The 22,426-nt window shown below is 64.0% G+C and carries 19 protein-coding genes, 1 tRNA gene and 3 pseudogenes; 15 read left to right on the forward strand and 8 right to left on the reverse strand.

Annotation, left to right across the window (positions count from 1 at the left end):
- Positions 1-2: 2 nt before the first annotated feature.
- Positions 3-1,097: a LacI family DNA-binding transcriptional regulator gene (locus HDG34_RS26995; RefSeq protein WP_184063815.1), complete on the reverse strand. Its 1,095-nt coding sequence runs from the start codon at positions 1,095-1,097 to the stop codon at positions 3-5.
- A 144-nt stretch (positions 1,098-1,241) separates the two neighbouring features.
- Between HDG34_RS26995 and HDG34_RS27000 the strand changes: the two genes are divergently transcribed.
- Positions 1,242-1,326, forward strand: a tRNA-Leu gene (locus tag HDG34_RS27000).
- A gap of 214 nt (positions 1,327-1,540) precedes the next feature.
- Positions 1,541-2,602, forward strand: a pseudogene (locus HDG34_RS27005) (tyrosine-type recombinase/integrase).
- Positions 2,603-2,754: 152 nt separating this feature from the next.
- Here the strand turns inward: HDG34_RS27005 and HDG34_RS27010 are convergent.
- Both HDG34_RS27010 and HDG34_RS27015 read right to left on the reverse strand, forming a co-directional pair.
- On the reverse strand, positions 2,755-3,300 hold the full coding sequence (locus tag HDG34_RS27010) for a flagellar biosynthesis sigma factor (RefSeq protein ID WP_260321354.1): 546 nt from the start codon (positions 3,298-3,300) through the stop codon (positions 2,755-2,757).
- 83 nt (positions 3,301-3,383) lie between these two features.
- Positions 3,384-4,385: pseudogene (locus HDG34_RS27015) on the reverse strand (DUF2515 family protein).
- A gap of 352 nt (positions 4,386-4,737) precedes the next feature.
- Here HDG34_RS27015 and HDG34_RS27020 point away from each other — a divergent pair.
- The 3 genes from HDG34_RS27020 to HDG34_RS27030 all read left to right on the forward strand — a co-directional run bounded on the left by HDG34_RS27020 (position 4,738) and on the right by HDG34_RS27030 (position 6,217).
- The gene (locus HDG34_RS27020) at positions 4,738-5,181 is read left to right on the forward strand and encodes a hypothetical protein (protein WP_184063821.1); all 444 of its coding nucleotides are present in this window, start codon (positions 4,738-4,740) and stop codon (positions 5,179-5,181) included.
- Positions 5,181-5,477, forward strand: a complete 297-nt coding sequence (locus HDG34_RS27025) for a hypothetical protein (RefSeq protein ID WP_184063824.1) — start codon at positions 5,181-5,183, stop codon at positions 5,475-5,477. The genes HDG34_RS27020 and HDG34_RS27025 overlap by 1 nt, the downstream gene beginning before the upstream one ends.
- 236 nt (positions 5,478-5,713) lie before the next feature.
- On the forward strand, positions 5,714-6,217 hold the full coding sequence (locus HDG34_RS27030; protein WP_184063827.1) for a M48 family metallopeptidase: 504 nt from the start codon (positions 5,714-5,716) through the stop codon (positions 6,215-6,217).
- A gap of 47 nt (positions 6,218-6,264) precedes the next feature.
- On the opposite strand, the gene HDG34_RS27035 is transcribed toward HDG34_RS27030, so the two are convergent.
- Positions 6,265-8,601 (reverse strand): FdhF/YdeP family oxidoreductase, encoded by a 2,337-nt coding sequence (locus tag HDG34_RS27035; protein WP_184063829.1) that lies wholly within the window; start codon positions 8,599-8,601, stop codon positions 6,265-6,267.
- Between the two features lie 151 nt (positions 8,602-8,752).
- On the opposite strand from HDG34_RS27035, the gene HDG34_RS27040 reads away from it, so the two are divergent.
- The gene (locus tag HDG34_RS27040) at positions 8,753-10,186 is read left to right on the forward strand and encodes a PLP-dependent aminotransferase family protein (RefSeq protein WP_184063832.1); all 1,434 of its coding nucleotides are present in this window, start codon (positions 8,753-8,755) and stop codon (positions 10,184-10,186) included.
- 48 nt (positions 10,187-10,234) lie between these two features.
- Positions 10,235-10,525 (forward strand): helix-turn-helix domain-containing protein, encoded by a 291-nt coding sequence (locus HDG34_RS27045; RefSeq protein ID WP_184063836.1) that lies wholly within the window; start codon positions 10,235-10,237, stop codon positions 10,523-10,525.
- 82 nt (positions 10,526-10,607) lie between these two features.
- Here HDG34_RS27045 and HDG34_RS27050 read toward each other — a convergent pair whose 3' ends face one another.
- Positions 10,608-11,177 (reverse strand): lysozyme inhibitor LprI family protein, encoded by a 570-nt coding sequence (locus HDG34_RS27050; RefSeq protein WP_184063839.1) that lies wholly within the window; start codon positions 11,175-11,177, stop codon positions 10,608-10,610.
- A gap of 244 nt (positions 11,178-11,421) precedes the next feature.
- Here HDG34_RS27050 and HDG34_RS40240 point away from each other — a divergent pair.
- The 8 genes and pseudogenes from HDG34_RS40240 to HDG34_RS27090 all read left to right on the forward strand — a co-directional run.
- Positions 11,422-11,574: pseudogene (locus HDG34_RS40240) on the forward strand (peptide-binding protein); the annotation flags it as partial.
- Between the two features lie 209 nt (positions 11,575-11,783).
- Entirely contained in the window at positions 11,784-14,099 is a 2,316-nt protein-coding gene (locus HDG34_RS27060) for a bifunctional diguanylate cyclase/phosphodiesterase (RefSeq protein ID WP_184063844.1), read from the forward strand.
- 136 nt (positions 14,100-14,235) lie between these two features.
- On the forward strand, positions 14,236-14,424 hold the full coding sequence (locus tag HDG34_RS27065) for a hypothetical protein (RefSeq protein ID WP_184063847.1): 189 nt from the start codon (positions 14,236-14,238) through the stop codon (positions 14,422-14,424).
- A gap of 169 nt (positions 14,425-14,593) precedes the next feature.
- Positions 14,594-15,991, forward strand: coding sequence for an FAD-containing oxidoreductase (locus tag HDG34_RS27070; protein WP_184063850.1), 1,398 nt, complete (start codon positions 14,594-14,596; stop codon positions 15,989-15,991).
- A gap of 28 nt (positions 15,992-16,019) precedes the next feature.
- Positions 16,020-16,373: a cupin domain-containing protein gene (locus tag HDG34_RS27075; protein WP_184063853.1), complete on the forward strand. Its 354-nt coding sequence runs from the start codon at positions 16,020-16,022 to the stop codon at positions 16,371-16,373.
- Positions 16,374-16,517: 144 nt separating this feature from the next.
- The gene (locus HDG34_RS27080; RefSeq protein WP_184022166.1) at positions 16,518-17,093 is read left to right on the forward strand and encodes a TMEM175 family protein; all 576 of its coding nucleotides are present in this window, start codon (positions 16,518-16,520) and stop codon (positions 17,091-17,093) included.
- Positions 17,094-17,095: 2 nt separating this feature from the next.
- Positions 17,096-17,902 carry a hypothetical protein gene (locus HDG34_RS27085; RefSeq protein ID WP_184063856.1) on the forward strand — a complete coding sequence of 269 codons (807 nt, stop codon included), beginning with the start codon at positions 17,096-17,098 and terminating at the stop codon, positions 17,900-17,902.
- Positions 17,903-17,910: 8 nt separating this feature from the next.
- Positions 17,911-18,399: a metallophosphoesterase family protein gene (locus HDG34_RS27090; protein WP_184022172.1), complete on the forward strand. Its 489-nt coding sequence runs from the start codon at positions 17,911-17,913 to the stop codon at positions 18,397-18,399.
- 66 nt (positions 18,400-18,465) lie between these two features.
- Here the strand turns inward: HDG34_RS27090 and proP are convergent, their stop codons facing one another.
- The 3 genes from proP to argA form a co-directional block, all read right to left on the reverse strand.
- Positions 18,466-19,935, reverse strand: coding sequence for a glycine betaine/L-proline transporter ProP (gene proP, locus HDG34_RS27095; protein ID WP_184063859.1), 1,470 nt, complete (start codon positions 19,933-19,935; stop codon positions 18,466-18,468).
- Between the two features lie 742 nt (positions 19,936-20,677).
- Positions 20,678-20,950, reverse strand: coding sequence for an oxidative damage protection protein (locus HDG34_RS27100; RefSeq protein ID WP_026225286.1), 273 nt, complete (start codon positions 20,948-20,950; stop codon positions 20,678-20,680).
- A gap of 74 nt (positions 20,951-21,024) precedes the next feature.
- Positions 21,025-22,413 carry an amino-acid N-acetyltransferase gene (gene argA, locus HDG34_RS27105; protein ID WP_090800877.1) on the reverse strand — a complete coding sequence of 463 codons (1,389 nt, stop codon included), beginning with the start codon at positions 22,411-22,413 and terminating at the stop codon, positions 21,025-21,027.
- Between the last annotated feature and the right edge of the window lie 13 nt (positions 22,414-22,426).

Genomic DNA, 22,426 nt, shown 5'->3' on the forward strand with positions numbered 1-22,426 from the left:
TCTTATGCGAGCGGTTTTTCGGTGGCGGCCGCAGCGCTCGGGACGTGGGTCGGCGACGCTCCGTCGAGATTCGCGTGCGAGCCGAGTGCCGCGATCGTCGCGCCTTCGCGCAGGCTGTGCGGCAGCGTCAACGCGCGCGAGGTTGCGCAGAACGCGCGCTCGTCGCGCGCGCCGCCGATGCGTGCGAGCAAGCGCTGCCACGCCGCACAGCCGATTTCGCGATTCGGCGCGCAGATGCTCGCGAGCGCCGGCGACAGCAGTTCGCCCATTGCGAGGCCGTCGAAGCCGAGAATCGACATGTCCTGCGGAATCCTCAGACACGCGCGGCGCAGGCCGCGCATCACGACCATCGCGAGCAGATCGTTGCTGCAGAAGAGGGCGGTCGGACGGTTTGCGCCGTGCGTCAGGTGCGCGAGCACGGACGGCGCGAGTTCGTCGGCGTTGAAATCGACTTCGAGCGCGGGCGCGGCCGTGAGGCCGGCCTGCTGCATCGCCTGCGTGTAGCCGAGATGCCGCTGACGCGCGCGATCCGAGGCCGCGAACGAGCCGGCCAGCATCAGAATGCGGCGATGGCCGTGCGCGATGAGCCGGCGCACGCCGTCGTAGGCGGCGAGGCGATTGTCGACCGACACCGACGGTCGGCGCACCGTGTCGTTGTGCATCAGCACGTATAGCAGGCCGTCGCGGTCGAGTTCGTCGAGCAGCGGATGGGTGTCGGCATCGGCGACGGTCAGGATCAGTCCTTCGACGCGATGCTCGCGCAGCGTTTCGATTGCGTGACGTTCACGGTCCACGTCGTACTGCGTGGTCATCAGCATCAGCCGATAGCCTTGCGCTGACGCGAGATCGTCGATGCCTTGCAGGCATTCGGCGAACACCGGGTTCGCGAGCGTCGGCAGAACGACGCCGACGAGGCGCGTGCGCTCGCCGCGCAATTGCCGGCCGAGCGGGCTCGGGCGGAAGTTCAGCGCGTCGATCGACTGACGTACCTTGTCGAGCGTGACGGGGTTCACGGTGTGCGGCGCGTTGATCGCGCGCGATACCGTGGCGATGGAAAAGCCCGCGTGGGCGGCGACATCCTTGATCGTCGGCGTCATCGGTTTTCGGCCCGCTGTAATCGTTTTCGTGAGCGGATTATCGGCAACGTTTGTGACTTGTGGATGAATGCGGGTGTCGGGCGCTTTTTTGGGGCTGCCGCGAGGCGATGGTAGAATTCGCGACCACGCGCGATTGCCACCTCTGCCGGGGTGATGAAATTGGTAAACATAGCGGACTTAAAATCCGCCGCCTTCGGGCTTGCCGGTTCAAGTCCGGTCCCCGGCACCAAATACTCGCCAACGGATTTCAACGGTTCACCACGAAGCCCCGACAGCTAGCGCTGAGCGGGGCTTTTGTTTGCTGTAGTCTCCAAGGGTTCACCAGCGATTACAACCCAGGGGGTCGTTTCGGGGGTTGCCACGATTCAAGCGCCCGTCGGATTTCAAGCGCCCGTCGGATGGAAAACGACCCCCGCAGCGGCGCGACAACCGGAGACGCAGACATGGCGCTGACCGATGCCACGATCCGTAACACGAAGCCGGGTGAAAAACAGCAGAAGCTGTACGACGGTGGCGGCCTGCTGCTGCTTGTCACGCCAACGGGCAGCAAGCGATGGATTTTCAAGTACCGTTTTGCCGGAAAGGAAAAGAGCCCCGCACTTGGCGTCTATCCAGACGTGCCGCTTGCCGATGCCCGCAAGCGTCGGGACGACGCCCGCGAAAAACTGGCAGCAAACATCGATCCGGGGGAAGCCAAAAAGGCCGGGAAACGCGCCGCCCGCCTTGCTGCTGCCAATTCATTCGAAGCCGTTGCGCTCGCCTGGATGGAAGAGCGCGGTCAGTCCGTTGAAAGCGGGCAGTGTGAAAAAACGCTTGCGCGTTTCAGGAATGACGCGTTTTCCTAGCTTGGCAAGCGACCCATCGCGGAAATTGACGCACCCGAGATTCTGGCAGTCCTTAAACGCGTGGATAGCCGGGGCGCCCGCTTTACGGCTCACCGTCTGCGCAGCGAAACAAGCCCCGTGTTCCGTTTCGCGATCAAGGAGGGCTATTGCAAAACCGATCCGGCACGCGATCTGGTTGGCGCAATACCGCCTGCACAGACAACGCATTTCGCCTCGATCACCGAGCCCGCCAAGGTCTCGGAGATGTTGCGGGCCTTCGATGCCTTTTCCGGCACGTTCCCGGTTTTGTGCGCGCTCAGGCTCGCGCCCATGCTGTTTGTGCGTCCCGGCGAACTGAGACAGGCTGAATGGGCGCAGATCGATCTGGACAAGGGGGAATGGCGCTACCGCGTCACGAAAACCAACACGGATCATCTTGTGCCACTGGCGGCACAGGCCGTCGCGATCCTGCGCGAACTGCGGGCGCTGACGGGTAGCGGCCGCTACGTGTTCCCAGGCGCGCGCGACGCGCACGCCGTACCGGATAACCTTGGTTCGGCGTACAACCGCACAAAATTCATTCGCGAGCGCCGCGAGATGATGCAGGAGTGGGCCGATTACCGTGACCGGATCAAGGCCGGGGCCGAAGTCATTCCGATCAAAGGCGGGACGGTCGCCTGACTACCTCAGCGGGACAATCTTTTGGAACAGCACCTCCCGATGATGGAAGCGTGGGCGGCGCATGTCTTTGCTCACTGAGACCTACGTGACGTTAAACAGAAAGTCCCGCCGAAGCGGGACCACTTGTACTCATCGGCTTCGCGAACTACCGGTTAATAGTCGTCGCGGTTATCCTCAAACACCGGAAAATTAAGGTCGAGGGTAATCAGGTAGCGCTCGTCGTTTGGTCGGCCGTCTGTCCGAAAGCATCGGATATTGAGGGAAACCTGATATTTGTTGCCGGCCTGCCATCGTGTCGTGGGTGCGTCGCACGCCCGAATTGTATTGCGTGTCGCCTGAGTGTCTTCGATGGGGCGATTGGCCGAAGAGTGAAAAGGTTTCCACCCGCCCCGCCTGAATTGGTTCTGTAGGTCCGTAAGGATCGCCATTGATTCATCAAGCGGTAATGTTTCGACTTGCGGCGAGAGTACAAGCGATTCGACCTTGCCTTTCTGGTCGTACTGAACCATGAAAAACTTCGCGGCCGGCGTTACGAAATCATAGTGTGGATCAACAAATCGGAGTTTTGCAGGGCGTATCAGCACCCCAGCCCAGCTTGTATTGGGTTCAATCGGCGGTAACGTCGAGTGCGATTGCTTACGCACCTGTTCATAGGGTTCCCCTAGCGTCAGCACGACCTCATCAACAGGCTTTGCCATTGCGAGCAGTCCCCATAAGGCAGCGCAGCCAACTACGGTGCAAACGAGATATCTAAACCACCTGATTTTTCGACTCAGCATGTTTACCTTGCATGCGCGATGAGATAAAGGGAATTTTCTACGTCATATTTCTTAAGCGGATCGTGTAGCAGTTGGTCGAAACGCTGTGCGGCTCGCAAAACAAATGTCATGCGCTGCTGTGGATCGGCAAGATTTGCCAGAGGCTCCTTGCTAAATCTTTCGTTCTTGGCGTTGGCCCCCGTCACCGTACACTGATTCGCAAAGGCAAGCTGGATTTCCCGCGCCGATCCAGTCGGAATATGCAATGCCCATGCGAACTGGTTGGCGCGCATCAGCAACGCGAATGTTGGATCGTTGTACATGGCCGGTTGCAAGATGTTGATTTGCTCGTGTATTGCCAAGTCTTTGACACCATCTGCAATGCGGCCACTATCAATTGCGGAGAAGGCGCTCAAAATCTGAGGCCTTTCCTCCGCGAACGGAACACTGTTCTCAATCGGCCACAGGACGGAACTGCGCAAGAGTTTGCGTTCGGGTAAGCATCGCTTTAATCGCGCAAGCCCAAACTTCTTGTAGAACATATGCAGCGGCCAAACGTCGAGAAACAGCGACGTGTTGCCCTTTGCCAGCATCTGATAGACCTTGGCACCGCTTTCGGCGGTCGCAGCACTCACCGCCGACTGTGCCCCGTAGGCCGTCATCCATGCAGCCGGGCCAACACTCGCTACCTTGCGCAAATTGGCAACGCTGTCCGAAGCCGATTTGCCGATCATCTCGGCGGCATTGAGCAGCCCGCATCCTACCTGCTTCGACGCGAACGCCGCGAGTCCGGCCCACTGGAAACGTCGGTCATCCCACCAGAGTTGTGCATACGCCGCATTGATGCTGCGGTTACGCGCAATCGGATCGTCAACGGATACGATGGCCTCGGCCTTCTTCTGATAGAAGCGCCAGCAGTCGATACAGTCCTACTTGTCCTCTTCCGCTCGCTTTTTTGCGGCGGCCTCTTCCTCTTTCCAGTTCGGGTAACAGACCGGACACCTTGGGTTATCGCACTTTTGCATCTTCGTTATTCGCGTTGGTGTTGTACTGACGCCGCGCAAGGCCGATGCCATATTTCGGCGCGCAGTTCTGGGTGAGGGCATGCCGACTCTCTCGGCTCTCCGCTTCGTGAGCGAATCATAAAATGGCCTCACCTTCGACGGGTGAGCGCTGTGGATCACCCTGCGCCAAGCTAGCGCAAACAGGAGGGGGCATTCAATAGGACAGGGTCGATATTTTGTTTAACGATTGTCAAAACAATGGTGATGGTGACCATCGGGTTTAGTGAGTTGTGAGCGGCGGCGCGATAACAAGGAGCCAGCGGTCGCTGTCGCCGTTGTCGGGGGGAGTGACAACCGCTTTCATATGTACAGGATGACCAACCATCAGGTCGCCAAAGCCCTGTACGACGAAGTAAAGAACGGCAACCTGCTGTTTGTGCCCGAGCGGGACGACATGCGCAAGTGTGTGGAGGCGATACGCAAGCAGCGGGAAAAAGGTTCGGGTCCAGCGCCTGCCCGCACACAACAACCGGCCGAGGCGGACATCGCAAGCTCGCTCCATGGCAACAGTCCGCGCGTGCCGCAGAATCTCGGCAATGCAAAGCCGTTGGAGTACGCACCGGACGCGCCGAGCGGCGATGTGCAGCAGATCGCGGCGCGCGGAGTCAGCGCGGCCGAGGAAACTGAGTGCGACGCGATATATCATGCGGAAATGACAGCCTGTTCTGCTGCTGGCGCAATATTCCAAGACCCGCGCACTTATGCGCTGTGCGCGCAACGGGCATTCGCGAATTACCAGACCTGTAGAGGTTATTGATGAGTCAACGACAAACCGCGTTTATCAGTTTTTTCGACGAACACACGGGACAGGTGAAATTCTGCGTTGTGCCGCGACAGTTCGTTCAAACCGCGATTGATCGCGTCATGGCAATCAGCGTGCCGCCGGATGCCGCTGAACACTCCGACGCTCCATTTACAGACGAGGACGCGCGGAAGCTGGGGGGCTTGGCGGTCCTGAGCCTTGCCGCTTCGAATCCTGACTTGAGGTCTCGCTTGCAGATCACGACCGAAGCCCCGATGGTCTGGACACCAGCGAAGCCGTCTGGCGAATAGTGCATTCTTGTAGTCGCTCGACGTCAAGCATGCAGGGTGATTGATGCGATGAAGCGAGCGAATCAATTGCGCGGTGACGACAACGCCATCTTGCACGACGATGGAGGCGTTGAATCAGGCGGTGAAATCATCGACAACATGCACGCCTACGCGCCTTAAGTCGTCCGGAAAGAATCAAACTTATCGCCAGGCCGGACCATGCGTAACATCACCCCCGCCAACCTCACTCCGCCTTCATGTCCCCCCTCAAATACCTCACCGGCTACCCCGCACCGTTGCAAGACAAGGTGAGAAAGCTGATCGCCGCCGATCAGCTCGGCTCCTACGTCGCGCAGAAGTACCCGAGCACGCACGAGGTGCAAACCGACCGCGCGCTCTACGAGTACTGTGCGGAACTCAAACGCGAACACCTGCGCAACGCCGAGCAGATCGACAAGGTCACTTACGACAGCAAACTCGACGTGATGCGTCACGCGCTCGGCCTGCACACGAGCGTTTCGCGGGTGCAGGGCAGCAAGCTGAAAGCGAAGAAGGAAATCCGCATCGCGTCGTTATTCAAGGCCGCGGCGCCGGAGTTTCTGAAGATGATCGTCGTGCACGAACTCGCTCATCTGAAAGAAAGCGACCACAACAAAGCGTTCTATCGTCTGTGCGAGTTCATGCAGCCGGGTTACCAACAGATCGAATTCGATCTACGTCTGTATCTGACACATCGCGATCTGGCGAAGAAGACCGTGTGAGGTACGCCGCGCGGCGGGCGCGGCAGACGTGACAAACGGAGCTGACTTCAAGCCGCCATTTCCGCGGCATCCTCCACCATCGACGCCGTCAACAACACCGGAATCGACTTCGACGTCGGCGTACCCGCGCCATCTGCGACCGAGGAGAGCGGCACCAGCGGATTCGTCTCCGGATAATAAGCGCCGAGGCAGCCGCGCGGAATGTCGTACTCGACGAGCAGAAAACCGTCCACGCGTCGCTCGATGCCATCGGCCCACACGCTCGTGATATCGACGCGCTGACCAGCCGCGAACCCGAGCATCGCGAGATCGTCCTTGTTGGCGAACAGCACGCGCCGCTGTCCGTACACGCCGCGATAGCGATCGTCGAGACCGTAAATCGTCGTGTTGTACTGATCATGTGAGCGGGTGGTCATTAGCGTCATCAGGCGTTCGCCATGTTGCTTCTTCGCCTGATGAATCGGCGTGTCGAGCGCGATCGCGTGGACGATGAACTGTGCCTTGCCGCTCGGCGTTTTCCAGATGCGATCGCGCGATGCGACGCCGAGATGGAAGCCGCCCGGCTTCTTCAGACGCTCGTTGTAGTCGTCGAAACCGTCGATCACCTTCGCGATGCCCTCGCGAATCAGCGCGTAGTCGGCCGCATGGGCGAGCCAGTCCACCTTGCCGCTGCCCAAAGTTGCATGCGCCATGCGCGCGACGATCGCCACTTCGGAAAGCAGATTGTCCGACGCCGGCTTGTTCATCCCATACGAGATGTGCACCATGCTCATCGAATCCTCGACGCTGACGCCTTGCGCCACGCCGTTCTGAACATCGATCTCGGTGCGTCCGAGCGTCGGCAGGATCAGCGCGTCGCGGCCATGCACGAGGTGGCTGCGATTGAGCTTCGTCGTCACGTGCACGGTCAGATCGCATGCGCGCATCGCGTCCCACGTGCGCGGCGTGTCCGGCGTCGCGATCGAGAAATTGCCGCCCAGCCCGATGAAGACCTTCACCTTGCCGTCGAGCATCGCCTGAATCGTGTTGACGACGTCGAGTCCGTGCTCGCGCGGCGGCGCGAAGTCGTAGGCTGCGCCGAGCTTGTCGAGAAACGCTTCAGTAGGCTTTTCTTCGATACCGACCGTGCGGTCGCCCTGCACGTTCGAGTGGCCGCGCACCGGGCACAGCCCCGCGCCGCGCCGGCCGATATTGCCGCGCATCATCATCAGATTCGACAGCAGCTGTACCGTCGCGACCGAGTTCTTGTGCTGCGTGAGACCCATGCCCCAGGTCGAAATCACCGCGCGGCCCTTCACGTAGATATCGGCGAGCTTCAGCACCTCATCGAGCGGCACGCCTGCCTCGGCGACGATAGTGTCCCAGCGCTCGGCGCGCAGATCGTCGGCGAAGGCCGCGAAGCCGACTGTGTGCTGGGCGATGAAGCCGAAGTCGAGCACGCGCTCGAGGCCCGACACGAGCGCTTCGTCATCCAGTTCGAGCACGCGTTTGGCGACGCCCTTGATCAGCGCGAAATCGCCGCCGACCTTCGGACGGGTGAATACCGAGCTGATTTTCGTGCTGCCCATCGTCAGCATTTCGACCGGATGCTGCGGGCTCGCGAAGCGTTCGAGGCCGCGCTCCTTCAGCGGATTGATCGACACGATCGTGGCGCCGCGCTTCGCGCATTCGCGCAGCTCGCCGAGCATGCGCGGATGGTTGGTGGCCGGATTCTGGCCGAAGATCAGCAGCGTATCCGCGTGTTCGAAGTCATCGAGCGTGACCGTGCCCTTGCCGATGCCGACCGTGTGCGGCAGGCCACGGCTCGTCGCCTCGTGGCACATGTTCGAGCAATCGGGAAAATTGTTGGTGCCGTACATGCGCACGAACAGCTGGTACAGGAACGCGGCTTCGTTGCTCGCGCGGCCCGAGGTATAGAACGCGGCGCGGTCAGGATCGTCGAGACGCTTCAGATGGCTCGCGATCAGCGCGAATGCGTCGTCCCAGCCGATCGGCACATAGCGGTCGCGCGCGGCGTCGTAGACGAGCGGATCGGTCAGGCGGCCGTGCTGCTCGAGTTCGAAGTCGGATTGCATCATCAGCTCCGTGACGCTGTGCCGCTCGAAGAACGCGGGCGTCACGCGCTTGCCGGTGGCCTCGGCGGCCACGGCCTTCACGCCGTTTTCGCAGAACTCGAATGTCGACGCGTGCTCGCGATCCGGCCACGCGCAGCCGGGGCAGTCGAAGCCGTCAGGCTGGTTCTGCTTGAGCAGCGTGCGGTAGTTGCCGCCCGCGACCTTCTCCTTGAGCAAGTTGATGGCGACGTACTTCAGCGCGCCCCAGCCAGCGGCGGGGTGCTTGTACGGCTCGATGCGGGCTTCGGCTTGTGTTTCGTTCTTCTTCATGACGTGGCGGTGGAAAGATTCGACAGGGTTTGCAGACCAATGCCGGAGATCGTACTGTGTTCCACAAACTACGTCGGATACAGAAAATCGAAAAGAATAGGAGTACAGTTGCGCAACGATGCCTGAAGCCGCCCGAATCCAGCCGAATCGCATGAAGCTCTACGAAAAACTCGCCGACGAAATCACCGAAGCCGTGCGCCGCGGCGTGTTCGCGGCCGGCGAGCGGGTTGCGTCGGTGCGTCAGGCGAGCCAGCAGCACGGCGTCAGCATCAAGACGGTGCTGCACGCGTATGCGCTGCTGGAGAGCCGCGGCATCGTCGAGAGCCGGCCGCAGTCGGGCTATTTCGTGCGCGACGCGGCCGCGCGGGCGCTCGCGCCGGCGCCCGCCGCGGCCCGCGCGGGCCGCAAGTCCGCGCCGCCGCCGGTGCCCGCGACGGTCGACGTGAGCCGGCTCGTGCTGTCGACGCTACGCAGCATCCGCGCGCACGACGCCGTGCCGTTCGGCTCGCCGTATCCCGATCCGTCGCTGTTCCCGTGGCGGCGTATCAACCAGTACGCCAACGCGATCGCGCGGCGGCACGCGAGCTGGAATCTGATCGACGATCTGCCGCCGGGCAACCCCGAGCTGATCCGGCAGATCGCGCGGCGCTATGCGGAAAACGGTCTGCCGGTCGATCCGGGCGAAATCGTGATCACGCTCGGCGCGACCGAGGCGATCAACCTGAGCCTGCAGGCGGTCGCCAAGCCGGGCGATACCGTCGCGGTCGAGTCGCCGACCTACTACGCGATGCTGCACGCCATCGAGCGCCTCGGCATGCGCGCGATCGAGGTGGCGACGCATCCGGTCGACGGCATCGACATCGACGCGCTCGCGAAGGCGATCGCGCGGCAGAAGATCGCCGCGTGCATGGTGATGCCGAATTTCCAGAATCCGCTCGGTTTCTGCATGTCCGACGAGCGCAAGCGGCAACTGGTCGAACTGCTGGCCGCGCACGAGATTCCGGCGATCGAGAACGATGTCTACCAGGAGCTGTATTTCGGTGACACGCGGCCGTCGACGCTGAAGACCTTCGACACCCAGGGGCTCGTGCTGCACTGTGCGTCGTTTTCGAAAAGCCTGACGGCGTCGTACCGGATCGGCTGGGCGCTGCCGGGGCGCTATCGCGCGCAGGTCGAGAAGCTCAAGTTCCTGAATACGCTGACGACGCCGTCGGTGCCCCAGATCGCGGTCGCCGATTATTTGCGTCAGGACGGCTACGACCGCCATCTGCGGCACCTGCGCCGCGTGTACCGGCAGCAGGCGAGCATCATGAGCGCGCTGGTGCTGCGCTTTTTCCCGGTCGGCACGCGCGTGTCGACGCCGCGGGGCGGCTACGTACTGTGGGTCGAGTTGCCCGTTGCGATCGATTCGATGCGGCTTTATCAGGCGGCGCTCGAACGCGGGATCACGGTAGGGCCGGGGATGATGTTTTCGACGCGCAACGATTTTCGGCACTTCATCCGGCTCAACTACAGCTATCCGTGGACCGCGCAGGCCGAAGCGGCGTTGAAGACGCTCGGTGAGCTGGCTACGACGATGGCGTGACAGGCGCTACGGCGATGCCAAACGACACATCACGACAGGTAGACCGACATGGATGACGACGACATCGACCCGCAACTCGCCGCGATACTCGCGCAGCTATGGCGCGCGCATCGCGAGACACCCTGGCGCGCGTGGTCGCTCGCGAAGCTGTCGAAGCAGGCCGGCGTGCCGATGAGCAGCTTGCGGCGGCAATTGACGGCGCTCTCGGGAAGCGGTCTCGTCGATACGATGTGCCACGACGATGGCACCGGAGCCGCGTCGCTGAGTGAAATCGGCGCGCAGCTTTGCGCGGAGCTGTTCGGCACGAGCGAGGGCGGCGAGCCGTCGGCCGCCGGCTGAGCGTCCCGGCGCAACTGCCACCGGCGCGCAATTGATCCGGCGCACGGGTTGATTGTTGTCGTAGTCAGCGCGCTCCGCCGTCTCATTGCCCGACGCTCGCCTGCACCTGCGGTTGTGATCGCGATGGCGCCATGTCCGCCGCCTCGAGTGTGGCGACGCCGCAGAACCAGTCGGCATCGCCTGGCTGATACTTCCACCGCTTGCTGGACTGCCCGATCACGCTCGCACACTGCTCGTTCACCACAAGGTCGGGCTGCGCGGCCGTGCATTGCAGCGTCGACGGGTCGGAGTGCGCATCCGCATCCACGGACGCCGCGTGCCGCGCGCCGCTCGGCAGGCTCGCCAGCAGTCGCTGCAATTCGTCGATACGCGTCGCGTACCACGTCCGCAGACACGCGGCGTCGCGGCAGTTCGCTTCGCGCCAGGCCCACTTGCTGTCGTTGTCGTCGATGAACGCGCGGCGCTGGGCGACTCGCCGACGTGCCTTCCAGTAGAGTTGGCCCAACGTGTCGTCGAGCGTCGACAGGGCGGCGTCGCCGCAAATCATGCGCTCGGCCGGCGAGCGGCCGCGCTGGCAATCGAAGCTCGCAGCGTTGGCGTACGGATGCGCGAGCAGCAGTCCGGCGATCAGGAGGGGGCGGAAGAGGGTCATCAGGGTCCGGGCGGTGCATCGGTTGATCATGCCGCCGATGATCGACCGGTCGCGCGCCTCGCGGACGTCCGAACAACGCGGGAATTCGGGCGGGTCGTTACCAGATGTTGCCGCGCGGGCTGCCGGCCCAGGTCGGCGCTCGCGCACCTTCGCGTGTCATGAAGTAGGCGCAACGTCTATATGATGGAAGTGGGGGCACTTGGGCCGGCGTGGTCAAAGGCGGCCATCGAAAGAGGGAGAACGAATGCAACGACGACTCGTGATCGGTCTTTGCATGGCAGCGGGCCTTCTGACTTTACCCGGCGCGGCCAGCGCGCAGTCACAGGCCTATACGAACAGCGGGTCCAACCTGCGCGCGGGCCCTGCGGCCGACTACCCGATCGTCGCGCAACTGCCGGCCCAGCGTCGAGCCGCCGCGGCGCCTGCGGGCCACGAACAGACGGCGCCCGCACTGCCGTCGCCCGTCGTACCGGCATCAACCGATGCTGGCACGCCACACCGGAGCCGTCCGCACGCGATGCATGGCAGATTTTCACGCTGGACTTAGCGTAAACCCCGGTGTGCCGCGTACACTAACTTGCCGATGTTGGGTTGGGGGGCGCAACTATGATTTGCGAAGCAACATCACGTGGCACAACGACAGCTGCGCCGGAGGGCGGCCGCTATCGGCCGGAACGGGCCGAGGAGGTACTCGCGTCCGAGCGCGGCGTGTTGCGGCTGATCACCCGCAACACGCCGCTGCCCGAACTGCTCGACGAAGTCTGCCGTCGCGCCGAGGCGCTGCTCGGCGACGGCGCGTGCTGCTCGATCCTGCTGCTCGACCCGGACGGCGTGCATGTGCGCGTCGGCGGCGCGCCGTCGCTGCCGCCCGCGTACAGCGCCGCGATCGAGGGCGCGGCGATCGGTCCGGGCGTCGGCTCGTGCGGCACGGCGATGTTCGAGCGGCGTCTGGTGATCGTCGACGACATCGAATCCGATCCGCTGTGGGAAAACTTCCGCGATTTCGCGTTGCCGCACGGCTTGCGCGCATGCTGGTCCGTGCCCTTCGAAAACGACGCGGGCATCGTGCTCGGCGCGTTCGCCGTTTACTACCGCGCCACCCGCTGTCCGACCCCCGAGGAAGAGGCGATGCTGCGCGACATCGGCGGCAGCGTCGGCCTCGCAGTCCATCAGGACGCGATGGCGCAGCGCCTCGCGCATAGCGAGGAGCGTCACCGGCTGGTCGTCGATCATCTCAGCGAGGGCATCGTCGTGCAGTCGCGCACCGGCATCGTGCTCGCCTGCAATCCGAGTGCGCAGCGCATGCTGCACGTGACACCGGAGGTCGTCGGCAGCAGCATGCGGACCGTGATGACACGCGCGTTCGGCGAGGACGGCTCGGTCATCGGCGAAGTCAACCGTCCGGTCTCGCAGGTCTTTGCGACCGGCAAGCCGATGCTCGGCGTGACGGTCGGCCTCGAACTGATCGGCGGCGAGGTCGTGTGGATCACGCAGAACGTCGTGCCGATCCTGCGGCCCGGCGACAGCGAGCCGGACTCCGTGCTGATTTCGTTTTCCGACATCGGGCCGGTGCGCGAGGCGCAGCGCCAGCTGAAGTACCTCGCCACGCGCGATTCGCTGACCGGCCTCTACAACCGCGCCTACCTGACCGAGCGGATGCGCGACCTGTTCGCGCCGTGCGCCGCCGGCGACCATGACGGCGAGCTCACCAGCGTCGCCGTGCTGTTCGTCGATCTCGACAGCTTCAAGAAGGTCAACGACACCGCCGGTCACGAAGCCGGCGACGCCTTGCTGTGCAGCGTCGCCGAACGGCTGTCGGCCTGCGTCGGGTGCGGCGACACGCTGGCGCGCGTCGGCGGCGACGAGTTCGTGATCGTCGCCAGTGCGTACGGCAATACCGGCGAGCTGATCGGCCTCGCGCACCGCATTCTGGACATGATCGCGGTGCCATTCGCGGTGGCGGGCAACGAGTACTACCTGGGCGCGTCGATCGGCATCAGCCTGTTTCCCGAAGACGGCCAGGACGTCGCGACGCTGATGCGCAACGCCGATTCGGCGATGTATCACGCGAAGCAGCGGGGCCGCAACAACTTCCAGTTCTTCACCGCCGAGCTGAACCAGCATCTGCAGCGGCGTTTCACGATCGAACAGTCGCTGCGGCGCGCGCTCGCGGCCAACGAGCTGAGCCTCGTGTACCAGCCGATCGTCGATAGCCAGAGCGGCCGCACGATCGGTGCGGAAGCACTGCTGCGCTGGTACAACAGCGAGCTGGGCAACGTGTCGCCGGGCGAATTCATTCCGGTCGCCGAGGATGCCGGGCTGATCGTCGAGATCGGCGACTGGGTGCTCGAGCACGCCTGCCAGCAGGTCGCGCAGTGGCGGCGCTCGCTCGCGCCGCATCTGGTCGTCGCGGTCAATCTGTCGCCGCGGCAGTTCAACGACGGGCTGCTCGAGCGCATCGAACGTTGTCTTGCGCAGTCCGGGCTCGAACCGGCCGCGCTCGAACTCGAGATCACCGAGCGGTTGCTGATGAGCGACAGCGATACCGTGCTGCCGATGCTGAGCGCGCTGAACGCAATGGGCGTGCGCGTCTCGGTCGACGATTTCGGCACCGGTTATTCGTCGCTGTCGTACCTGAAGCGCTTTCCGCTGCATAACCTGAAGATCGACCGCTCGTTCGTCGCGGGGCTGCCCGATCATCGCGATTCGGTCGCGATCACGCAGGCGGTCGTCGCGATGGCGCACTCGCTCGGCATGAACGTCACCGCCGAGGGCGTCGAGACCGTCGAGCAGGCGGCGTTCCTGCGCGCGATCGATTGCGACAAGCAGCAGGGCTACCTGTACAGCCGGCCGGTCGGCGCGAGCGCGTATGCGCGCACGCTGTACGACGCGCAGCTGATCGGCATGGCGAAGGCGTCCTGACGCGATTGTTCAGATTGCCGAACAAGTGACTTCGCGTTGCCGCTATTTATCGGCGGCGACGCACTCCCTAAAATTCCCCCATCGAAACATTATTGGTGCGCGGTGCCGAAGCGGCGCCCCGCGTTTGGGGGTCGTCATGTCAGAGTTGATCAGAAACCAGTTTTACCGGCCAGCGGTCGTACTGCCGATGGTCGCGCTGATGCAGGTGATGGTGTCGCAGGACTTCAATCTCGGCCAGGTCGGCTGGGTGTTCGCGGCGCGCGGCGCGCAGGCCGCACTGCAACGTTCGCGCGAGTTGATTTGCGCGGTTCATTGCCACGCCTGAGATTTCCCGCGCAGCATACGCAGTAATCCCAACTGATTGGCGCCGCCTCGCGCGCGGCGCGTGGGAAGACGGGCCGTCGCCAAAGCGCCCGCACAACCAGACATGACATGGCAGCGCGTGGCACTAAGCGTAAGATGCTACGACCTGCACCCAGCCGGGGAGAGTTGCCATGCCACAGCACTTCGACGCAGTCGTGATCGGTACCGGACAAGGCGGTTCGCCGCTCGCCGTGCGCCTCGCTCAAAGCGGGCGCCGCACCGCGGTGATCGAACGCGCGGAGTTCGGCGGCACTTGCGTGAACGTCGGCTGCACGCCGACCAAATCCTATGTGGCGAGCGCCCGCGCGGCGCACGTTGCGCACCATGCGGCGGAGCTCGGCGTGCAGGTGGGTTCGGTCGGCGTCGATCTGGCGGCCGTGAAGGCGCGCAAGGACCGGATCATCGGAGAGTCGCGCAGCGGCGTCGAAAAATGGCTGCGCGGCACGGAAAACATCACGGTGTTCAACGGCCACGCGCGCTTCACCGGCGCGCGCACGCTCGCTATCTGCGGGCGCGACGGGGAATTGCTGAACGAGCTCAGCGCGTTCGAAATCTTCATCAACACCGGCACGCGCGCCGTCGTGCCGCCGCTCGAAGGCATCCAGCGGATTCCGTACTACACGAACTCGACGCTGCTCGAACTGACCGCGTTGCCGGATCATCTGGTGATCGTCGGCGGCAGTTATATCGCGCTCGAATTCGCGCAGGTGTTTCGCCGCTTCGGGAGCCGCGTCAGTGTGCTGGTGCGCGGCGAGCGCGTGTTGAACCGCGAGGATGCCGATTTCGCGGAGTCGGTGCAGAAGGTGCTCGCGCGCGAGGGCGTCGAGTTTCATTTCGGCGTGCAGCCGACGCGCGTCGAGCCGCATGCGCATCATGCGAACGACGTGTGCATCGGCTTCGAGCAGAACATCCCGGCCATGGAGGCGTCGCACCTGCTGTTGGCCACCGGCCGCAGGCCGAATACCGACGATCTCGGCCTCGACGTCGCCGGCATCGAGACCGACCGGCACGGCACGATCATCGTCGACGGCCAGTTGCGCACCAGCGTGCCGGGCGTTTGGGCGATCGGCGACGTGAACGGTCGCGGCGCGTTCACGCACACGTCCTACGACGACTACCAGATCGTCGCGGCGAACCTGCTCGACGGCGGCGCGCGCAGCGTCGACACGCGGATCATGACGTATGCGGTGTTCGTCGATCCGCCGCTCGCGCGCGTCGGCATGTCGGAGCAGGAGGTGCGCAACAGCGGCCGCGAAGCGCTGATCGCGACGATGCCGATGTCGCGCGTGGGCCGTGCGAGCGAGCGTGGCGAGACCGACGGCTTCATGAAGGCGCTCGTCGATGCGAACAGCAAACAGATACTCGGCGCGGCAATTCACGGCATCGAGGGCGACGAGGCGATCCATACGTTCGTCGACATCATGACCGCAGGCGCGCCGTATCCGACTTTGCAATACGCCATGCACGTGCATCCGACCATCAGCGAACTGGTGCCGACGCTGCTCGATGGGCTCAAGCCGATGCAATGAACTGCCTTGACGCTGGCGCGACACGCTGATGACAGGCCCGCTCAAACCCGCACGTAACAGCGGCAATCTGTTCGACCTCGTCGCGCAGTTGGGGACGACGCCCGAGGAGCAGGTCGACGCGCTCGTCGAGCGGGGCGGCGTGACGATCGAGCGGATCGTCTCGACCGGGCAGGCGAGTCCGCCCGGCTTCTGGTACGAGAGCCCGCGCGCCGAATGGGTCGTGCTGCTCACCGGCGCGGCGATACTGGAATTCGACGGCGACCCCGAGCCGCATCGGATGAAGCCCGGCGATCACGTGCTGATCGAGGCGCATTGCCGCCACCGCGTCGCATGGACGAGCGACACCGAGCCGAGCGTGTGGCTCGCCGTCCATTACCCGTGAGCCGCGGCGGATCGAGCCATCCGCGCGTCCGGCTCTCGCGCATCGACAAATCCTCACACCATCACCGATAATCGGCAGCGGCGCGGCCCGCGCGCAAGGCGAAGGCGGGCTGTGCGCCCCACCGCATTGATCTTCGGGACTCGCATGGGCAAGGGACGCGTCGAAGCCTTCAGCGATGGCGTAATCGCCATCATCATCACGATCATGGTGCTCGAGCTGAAGGTGCCCGAAGGCCACGATCTCGCGGCGCTGCGCCCGGTCGTACCGGTATTCTGCGCATACGTGCTGAGCTTCGTCTACGTCGGCATTTACTGGAACAATCACCATCACATGTTCCATGCGGTGCAGAAGGTCAACGGCAAGGTGTTGTGGGCGAACCTGCATCTGCTGTTCTGGCTATCCCTCTTGCCGGCCGTGACGCACTGGGTCGGCGAAAACCATCTGGCCGCGTGGCCGACCGCGATGTACGGCATCGTGCTGTTCATGGCGGCGATCGCGTATTTCATCCTGACGCGCACGCTGATTTCGCAGCATGGACACGACTCGACGCTGGCCAAAGCGCTCGGCAACGACTTCAAGGGCAAGGTCTCCGTCGTCATTTACCTGACCGGCATCGGGCTCGCGTTCGTCGTGCCGTGGGCGTCGGCCGTGCTGTACGCGCTCGCCGCCGCGTGGTGGTTCGTACCGGACCGTCGCATCGAACACGTGCTGGAGGCCTGAGCATGCTGCTCGCGCTGAAGCTCGTGCTGGTGCCGGCCTTTCTCGCCGCGCTGACGGCGGCCGCGCGCGTCTGGGGGCCGTCGGTCGCGGGATGGCTCGCGGGACTGCCGGTCGTCGCCGGACCGATCATGCTGCTGCTCGCAGTCGAGCGCGGGCCGGCGTTCGCGGCGCAGGCGTCGGCGGCGTCGGTTGCGGCGATCGCCGCATCCGAGGCATTCAATCTTGCTTACGGATGGAGCTGCCGACGCTTCGACTGGCCGCTCGCACTGGTCGCGGGCATGGCCGGCTGGCTCGGCGCGGGACTGCTGATTGTGCGGATGCCCGGCTCGCTTGGGTGGGCGCTGGCGGCGGCGTGCGTGGCCGTCGCGGTGTCGCAGAGCTGCTTGCCGCGCGCGACGGGCCATGTGCCGGCGGCGCGCGTCGGGCGCGCGGATCTGGCCGTGCGGATGCTCGCGGGCGCATTGCTGACGCTCGCGGTGACGGCTGCCTCGGCATCGATGGGCGCGGCGTGGAGTGGCGTGGTGTCGGTGTTCCCGCTGCTCGGCATCGTGCTCGCGGTGTCGGCGCAGCGTGCGCACGGCGCGGACTTCGTCGCGCTCTTGATGCGCGGTATGGTGGTCGGGCGCGGCTCGTTCGCGGCGTTCTTCGCGGTGACGGCGATGCTGCTGCCGCACTACGGTGTGGCGACGGGGTTTGCGTGCGCGGCGGTGGTGTCGGTCGTCGTGCAGGGGTTGACGCGGCGCATGCTGGCTGGGCAGCGCCGTGCCCAGGCGGCGGCGCGAGAGTTGGCGCAGCCGCAGACCGAGTGAGACTGCGCATGGCTTCACATCGCTCACCTTCGACCGCTACCCGCATCGGGCTCATCTCGGATACGCACAACCTCGTGCGTCCCGAAGCGTTGCGCTATCTCGACGGCTGCGACGCGATCATTCACGCGGGCGATATCTGCAACCCGGACGTGCTCGACGCGCTCGCGCGGATCGCGCCGCTCACCGCGGTGCGCGGCAACAACGATACCGGTGACTGGGCCGCGTCTCTACCGACGCATGCGCGGCTGACGATCCAGCAGGTGACGATTCTGGTCGTGCACGACATCGCCGAGCTGGGCTGCGTGCCGCAGCACGATGGCATTCGCGTCGTGGTGAGCGGCCACTCGCACAAGCCGTCGATCGCCGAGCGCGACGGCGTGCTGTACGTCAATCCTGGCAGCGCGGGGCCGCGGCGCTTCAGGCTGCCGGTGTGCGCGGGCACGCTGACCGTCGAAGGCGCGCAGGTTGGCGCGACGTTCGATTCGCTGTTGACGTAAAAAAGCGGGCCGGCGAATGTCGCCGGCCCGCTTCAGAAACTACGCCTGACGTGATGACTGCGCAGGTCAGGCACGCGCGGTCGCAGCCGCCGCGAACCGTTCATCCATCTCCTCGGCCTCGCGCTCACCGCGCAGCACCGCGTGCGCTTCAGCGCGCGTCGCGACGCACGGACCCGAGCCGAGCAGCGGCTTGCGCGCGGTTTCGCGCAGCGCGAGCACCGACACGATGCCGATCAGCGATGCGCCCATCAAGTAGTACGCGGGCATCATCAGATTGCCGGTCCGGTCGACGAGCCATGCGGTCACGAGCGGCGTCGTGCCGCCGAACAGCGACACCGAGATATTGAAGCCGATCGCGAGCGCGCCGTAGCGGATCCGGGTCGGGAACAGCGCCGGCAGCGCCGACGGCATCACCCCGGTGAAGCACGACAGCAGCACGCCGAGAATCATCAGACCGCCGAACACCGGCAGCACCGTGCCCATCCGAATCAGCAGCAGCGCGGGAATCGACAGCGCGAACAGACCGACGCAGCCGAGCAGCATCACGGGCTTGCGGCCGATCGCATCGGACAGACGGCCGGCGGCGAGCGTCATCGGCATCATCAGGATCATCACGAGCAGCACGGGGAATAGACCGTGCGTTTCGTTGAAGTGCAGCGTGGCGGACAGATAGCTCGGCAGATACGAGAGCGCCATATAGTCGGTCACGTTGAAAATCAGCACGAGGCCGACACACAGCAGCAGCGGCTTCCACTGCTGCACGAGCAGCTGGCGCAACGACTGGCTGGGCAGCGCGCGGTCCTCGGCTTCGCGCTCTTCGGCCTGTTTCTTGAACGCGGGCGTTTCCTCGAGCTTCATGCGGATGTAGAGACCCACCAGGCCGAGCGGTCCGGCGATCAGGAACGGTACGCGCCAGCCCCAGGACAGCAGCGCGTCATTCGACAGCGTCGCCGTCAGCAGCGCGACCGTGCCCGCGCCGAGCACGTAGCCGATCAGCGTGCCGAACTCGAGAAAGCTGCCCATGAAGCCGCGGCGCTTGTCGGTCGAGAATTCGGCGATGAAGGTCGCGGCGCCGCCGTATTCGCCGCCGGTCGAGAAGCCCTGCACGAGGCGCGCAAGCAGCAACAGCGCCGGCGCGAGAATGCCGATCGTCGCGTAGTTGGGGATCAGGCCGATCGCGAAGGTGCCCGCGGCCATCATGATCATCGTCATTGCCAGCACGCGCTGACGGCCGATGCGGTCACCGAGCGGCCCGAATACCATGCCGCCGATCGGCCGCACGAGAAACGCCGCGGCAAACGTGCCGAAGGTCGCAATGAGTTGCGCCGAAGGGCTCGACGAGGGGAAGAACACCTTGCCGAGCGTGACCGCGATGTAGCTGTACACGCCGAAATCGAACCATTCCATCGCGTTGCCGAGCGCCATGGCGCCGACGGCCCGTTTCAGGAGGGAGTGATCGACGACGGTGATGTCGTCGAGGGAAAGACGCTGTTCCGGTTTGTGATGTCGCCAGAAGCCGTTGCTGGAAGCGGTCAAGGTTGAAACTCCAATGACTGCGACGAAACTCGTGATGCGTTCCGCCACGGTTTTGCTGGGAAGTGTAATTTCGTGAGCAAGGCGAGACTATTCGCGGCACCGGTTATCCGGCGGCGCAACGGATGGCGAAAAGAAGCAAACGCCCGTGCCTCGCGGTAAGTTCGCGAAAAAACACTCGACTAGATTGTGCTGACTGTTGCACCTGCGTGGCCGTGGAAGGGGGGCAGATGCATGAGGGACGCGGGGCTGGCGGGAAACTGACCCATGCGCCACTGAAGGCTTGAAACGAAAAAGGCCGGTCTTGAATTTTCCGCTTTAGGCGGGGAAACGACCGACGAGCCTTCTTGTTTAAAAACAGTTCAATTCAGGATGGCGCGTGCGCGGAAAAACACACGATGAACCAACTTGAAAGAACACGAATGAAGGTGAATTGCGGCTGAAACGAGGGCACATGTTAGCACGATGCCAGAGGATCATGCAAATCGGCAGTGCGAGGCGGGGCCGCCAATGGGACTCGATCCGTTGCGGGACGGGAGATCTGGCGGGGTCGGAACGGCCCTGAAAAACGGACCGCTTAGAACATTGGCGAGCGCTTTTTGAGGCGAAGACGACGCGAGCGGCGGGCGCGATGCGCGGCCGATGTTGGTGCGAAAAAAATCCGCGCTTGCGGCGCGGACTTTCAGGCGTGTGTTTGCTCGGTTTGGGCGACGCGTCGTGTCGTGTCGTCCTCGACGAGGCAAGCTCAGGCCGACGGCGGCACGTAGCCCGACGCGGTATCCGCGCCTTCGCCGAAGAAGAACTTTTCGGTCTGCTTCATCAGATACTGCCGCGCGCGCGGATCGGCCATGTTCAGGCGGTTTTCGTTGATCAACATGGTCTGCTGCTTCAACCAGCTCTGCCAGGCTTCCTTCGAGATACTTTCGTAGATCCGCTTGCCGAGTTCGCCCGGCAGCGGCGGGAAATCGAGGCCTTCGGCTTCCTTGCCGAGCTTCGCGCATTGAACCATACGAGTCATGCTGTGCTTCTCCTGTAATCGATGTGGGGCGGGCAGACGCCGGTTCGGATCAGATGGGGGCGATCACGAAGTACTCAAAGCTGTTTCATCAGCACGAGCGATTTGCGCTGCCAGTTATAGAGTCGGCGGCGGTCTTCGGGCAAGTCGTCGACCGTAACCTTGACGAAGCCGCGCTTCAGGAACCAGTGTTCGGTGCGCGTGGTGAGCACGAAAATGCGCGTGAGGCCGCGTGCCCGCGCGCGCTGTTCGATGCGCTTGAGCAGGCGCTCGCCGTCGCCGGTGCCTTGAGCTTCGGGCGCGACGGTCAGGCACGCCATTTCGCCGATGCGCTCCTGCGGATACGGATACAGCGCCGCGCAGCCGAACAGCACGCCGTCGTGCTCGATTACCGAGAAATGGTCGATATCGCGTTCGATCTGGTGACGGCCGCGCCGTACCAGCGTGCCGTCTGTTTCGAGCGGCTCGATCAGCGCGAGAATGCCGCCGACGTCGTCCGGCGTTGCTTCGCGCAGGCTTTCGAGGTTCTCGTACGAAATCATCGTGCCGACGCCATCGTGCAGGAACAGTTCGAGCAGCAGGCTGCCGTCGAGCGCGTACGGGATGATGTGCGCACGCGGCACGCCGCCGCGGCAGCCGCGGATCGAATGCTTCAGGTAGAACGCGGCGTCGCCAGTCACTTCGCCGCTTTCGTGCAGCTTGTAGGCGTCGTCGAGCGACAGTTCGCGGATCAGCTCGGTGCCGCTTTCGCCGGTTTCCATCAGGCCCGGCGTTTCGGTCAGGAACACGATCTTGTCGGCGCGCAGCGCGATCGCCGCGGCCGAGGCCACGTCTTCCATCGACAGATTGAATGCCTCACCGGTGGGCGAGAAGCCGAGCGGCGACAGCAGCACGAGCTTGCGGCTCGCAAGCGAGTGTCGGATCGAATCCGCGTCGATCTTGCGCACGAGGCCCGTGTGCTGGAAGTCGACGCCGTCCAGAATGCCGACGGGGCGCGCCGTCACGAAGTTGCCCGATACGACGCTGATGTGCGCGTGCGCCATTGGCGTGTTCGGCAGACCCTGGCTGATCGCGGCTTCGATGTCGAGACGCACTTCGCCAGCCGCCTCCTTCGCGGACTCGAGCGCGCGCGCGTCGGTGATGCGCATGCCGTGTGAAAACTCCGATTCGACGCCGTGCAGGCTCATCTGCTCCTCGACCTGCGGGCGCGAGCCATGCACGAGCACGATCTGGATGCCCATTGCCTGCAGCAGCGCGATGTCGGACACGAGCGCATTCAGCAGCCCCTGATGCACCACTTCGCCGCCGAAACCCACGACGAATGTCTTGTTTCGGAACGCGTGGATATACGGGGCGACGGAACGCATCCAGTCGACGAATTGCGCGTGCTGGGCGAGGGTTTCCGGCGAGTCGGCGGGGGCCGGGACGCTCGCGGGCGCGGGGACGAGGTCGGTTTGGGAATTCATGCCGGGGATTATA

The sequence above is a fragment of the Paraburkholderia sp. HC6.4b genome, from assembly GCF_014200875.1.
In the GTDB taxonomy this organism is placed as follows: Bacteria; Pseudomonadota; Gammaproteobacteria; order Burkholderiales; family Burkholderiaceae; genus Paraburkholderia; species Paraburkholderia tuberum.

Excerpts from the sequence above, each read along its gene's own strand:
- HDG34_RS27040 (WP_184063832.1), top strand. The coding sequence starts at position 8,753 with ATGAAGCTCTACGAAAAACTCGCCGACGAAATCACCGAAGCCGTGCGC.
- HDG34_RS27085 (WP_184063856.1), top strand. The coding sequence starts at position 17,096 with ATGCTGCTCGCGCTGAAGCTCGTGCTGGTGCCGGCCTTTCTCGCCGCG.
- HDG34_RS27050 (WP_184063839.1), bottom strand. The coding sequence starts at position 11,177 with ATGACCCTCTTCCGCCCCCTCCTGATCGCCGGACTGCTGCTCGCGCAT.
- HDG34_RS27065 (WP_184063847.1), top strand. The coding sequence starts at position 14,236 with ATGTCAGAGTTGATCAGAAACCAGTTTTACCGGCCAGCGGTCGTACTG.
- HDG34_RS27035 (WP_184063829.1), bottom strand. The coding sequence starts at position 8,601 with ATGAAGAAGAACGAAACACAAGCCGAAGCCCGCATCGAGCCGTACAAG.
- HDG34_RS27045 (WP_184063836.1), top strand. The coding sequence starts at position 10,235 with ATGGATGACGACGACATCGACCCGCAACTCGCCGCGATACTCGCGCAG.
- HDG34_RS27020 (WP_184063821.1), top strand. The coding sequence starts at position 4,738 with ATGACCAACCATCAGGTCGCCAAAGCCCTGTACGACGAAGTAAAGAAC.
- HDG34_RS27060 (WP_184063844.1), top strand. The coding sequence starts at position 11,784 with ATGATTTGCGAAGCAACATCACGTGGCACAACGACAGCTGCGCCGGAG.
- HDG34_RS27025 (WP_184063824.1), top strand. The coding sequence starts at position 5,181 with ATGAGTCAACGACAAACCGCGTTTATCAGTTTTTTCGACGAACACACG.
- HDG34_RS26995 (WP_184063815.1), bottom strand. The coding sequence starts at position 1,097 with ATGACGCCGACGATCAAGGATGTCGCCGCCCACGCGGGCTTTTCCATC.
- HDG34_RS27090 (WP_184022172.1), top strand. The coding sequence starts at position 17,911 with ATGGCTTCACATCGCTCACCTTCGACCGCTACCCGCATCGGGCTCATC.
- HDG34_RS27100 (WP_026225286.1), bottom strand. The coding sequence starts at position 20,950 with ATGACTCGTATGGTTCAATGCGCGAAGCTCGGCAAGGAAGCCGAAGGC.
- HDG34_RS27080 (WP_184022166.1), top strand. The coding sequence starts at position 16,518 with ATGGGCAAGGGACGCGTCGAAGCCTTCAGCGATGGCGTAATCGCCATC.
- HDG34_RS27030 (WP_184063827.1), top strand. The coding sequence starts at position 5,714 with ATGTCCCCCCTCAAATACCTCACCGGCTACCCCGCACCGTTGCAAGAC.
- argA (WP_090800877.1), bottom strand. The coding sequence starts at position 22,413 with ATGAATTCCCAAACCGACCTCGTCCCCGCGCCCGCGAGCGTCCCGGCC.
- HDG34_RS27070 (WP_184063850.1), top strand. The coding sequence starts at position 14,594 with ATGCCACAGCACTTCGACGCAGTCGTGATCGGTACCGGACAAGGCGGT.
- HDG34_RS27010 (WP_260321354.1), bottom strand. The coding sequence starts at position 3,300 with ATGGCAAAGCCTGTTGATGAGGTCGTGCTGACGCTAGGGGAACCCTAT.
- HDG34_RS27075 (WP_184063853.1), top strand. The coding sequence starts at position 16,020 with ATGACAGGCCCGCTCAAACCCGCACGTAACAGCGGCAATCTGTTCGAC.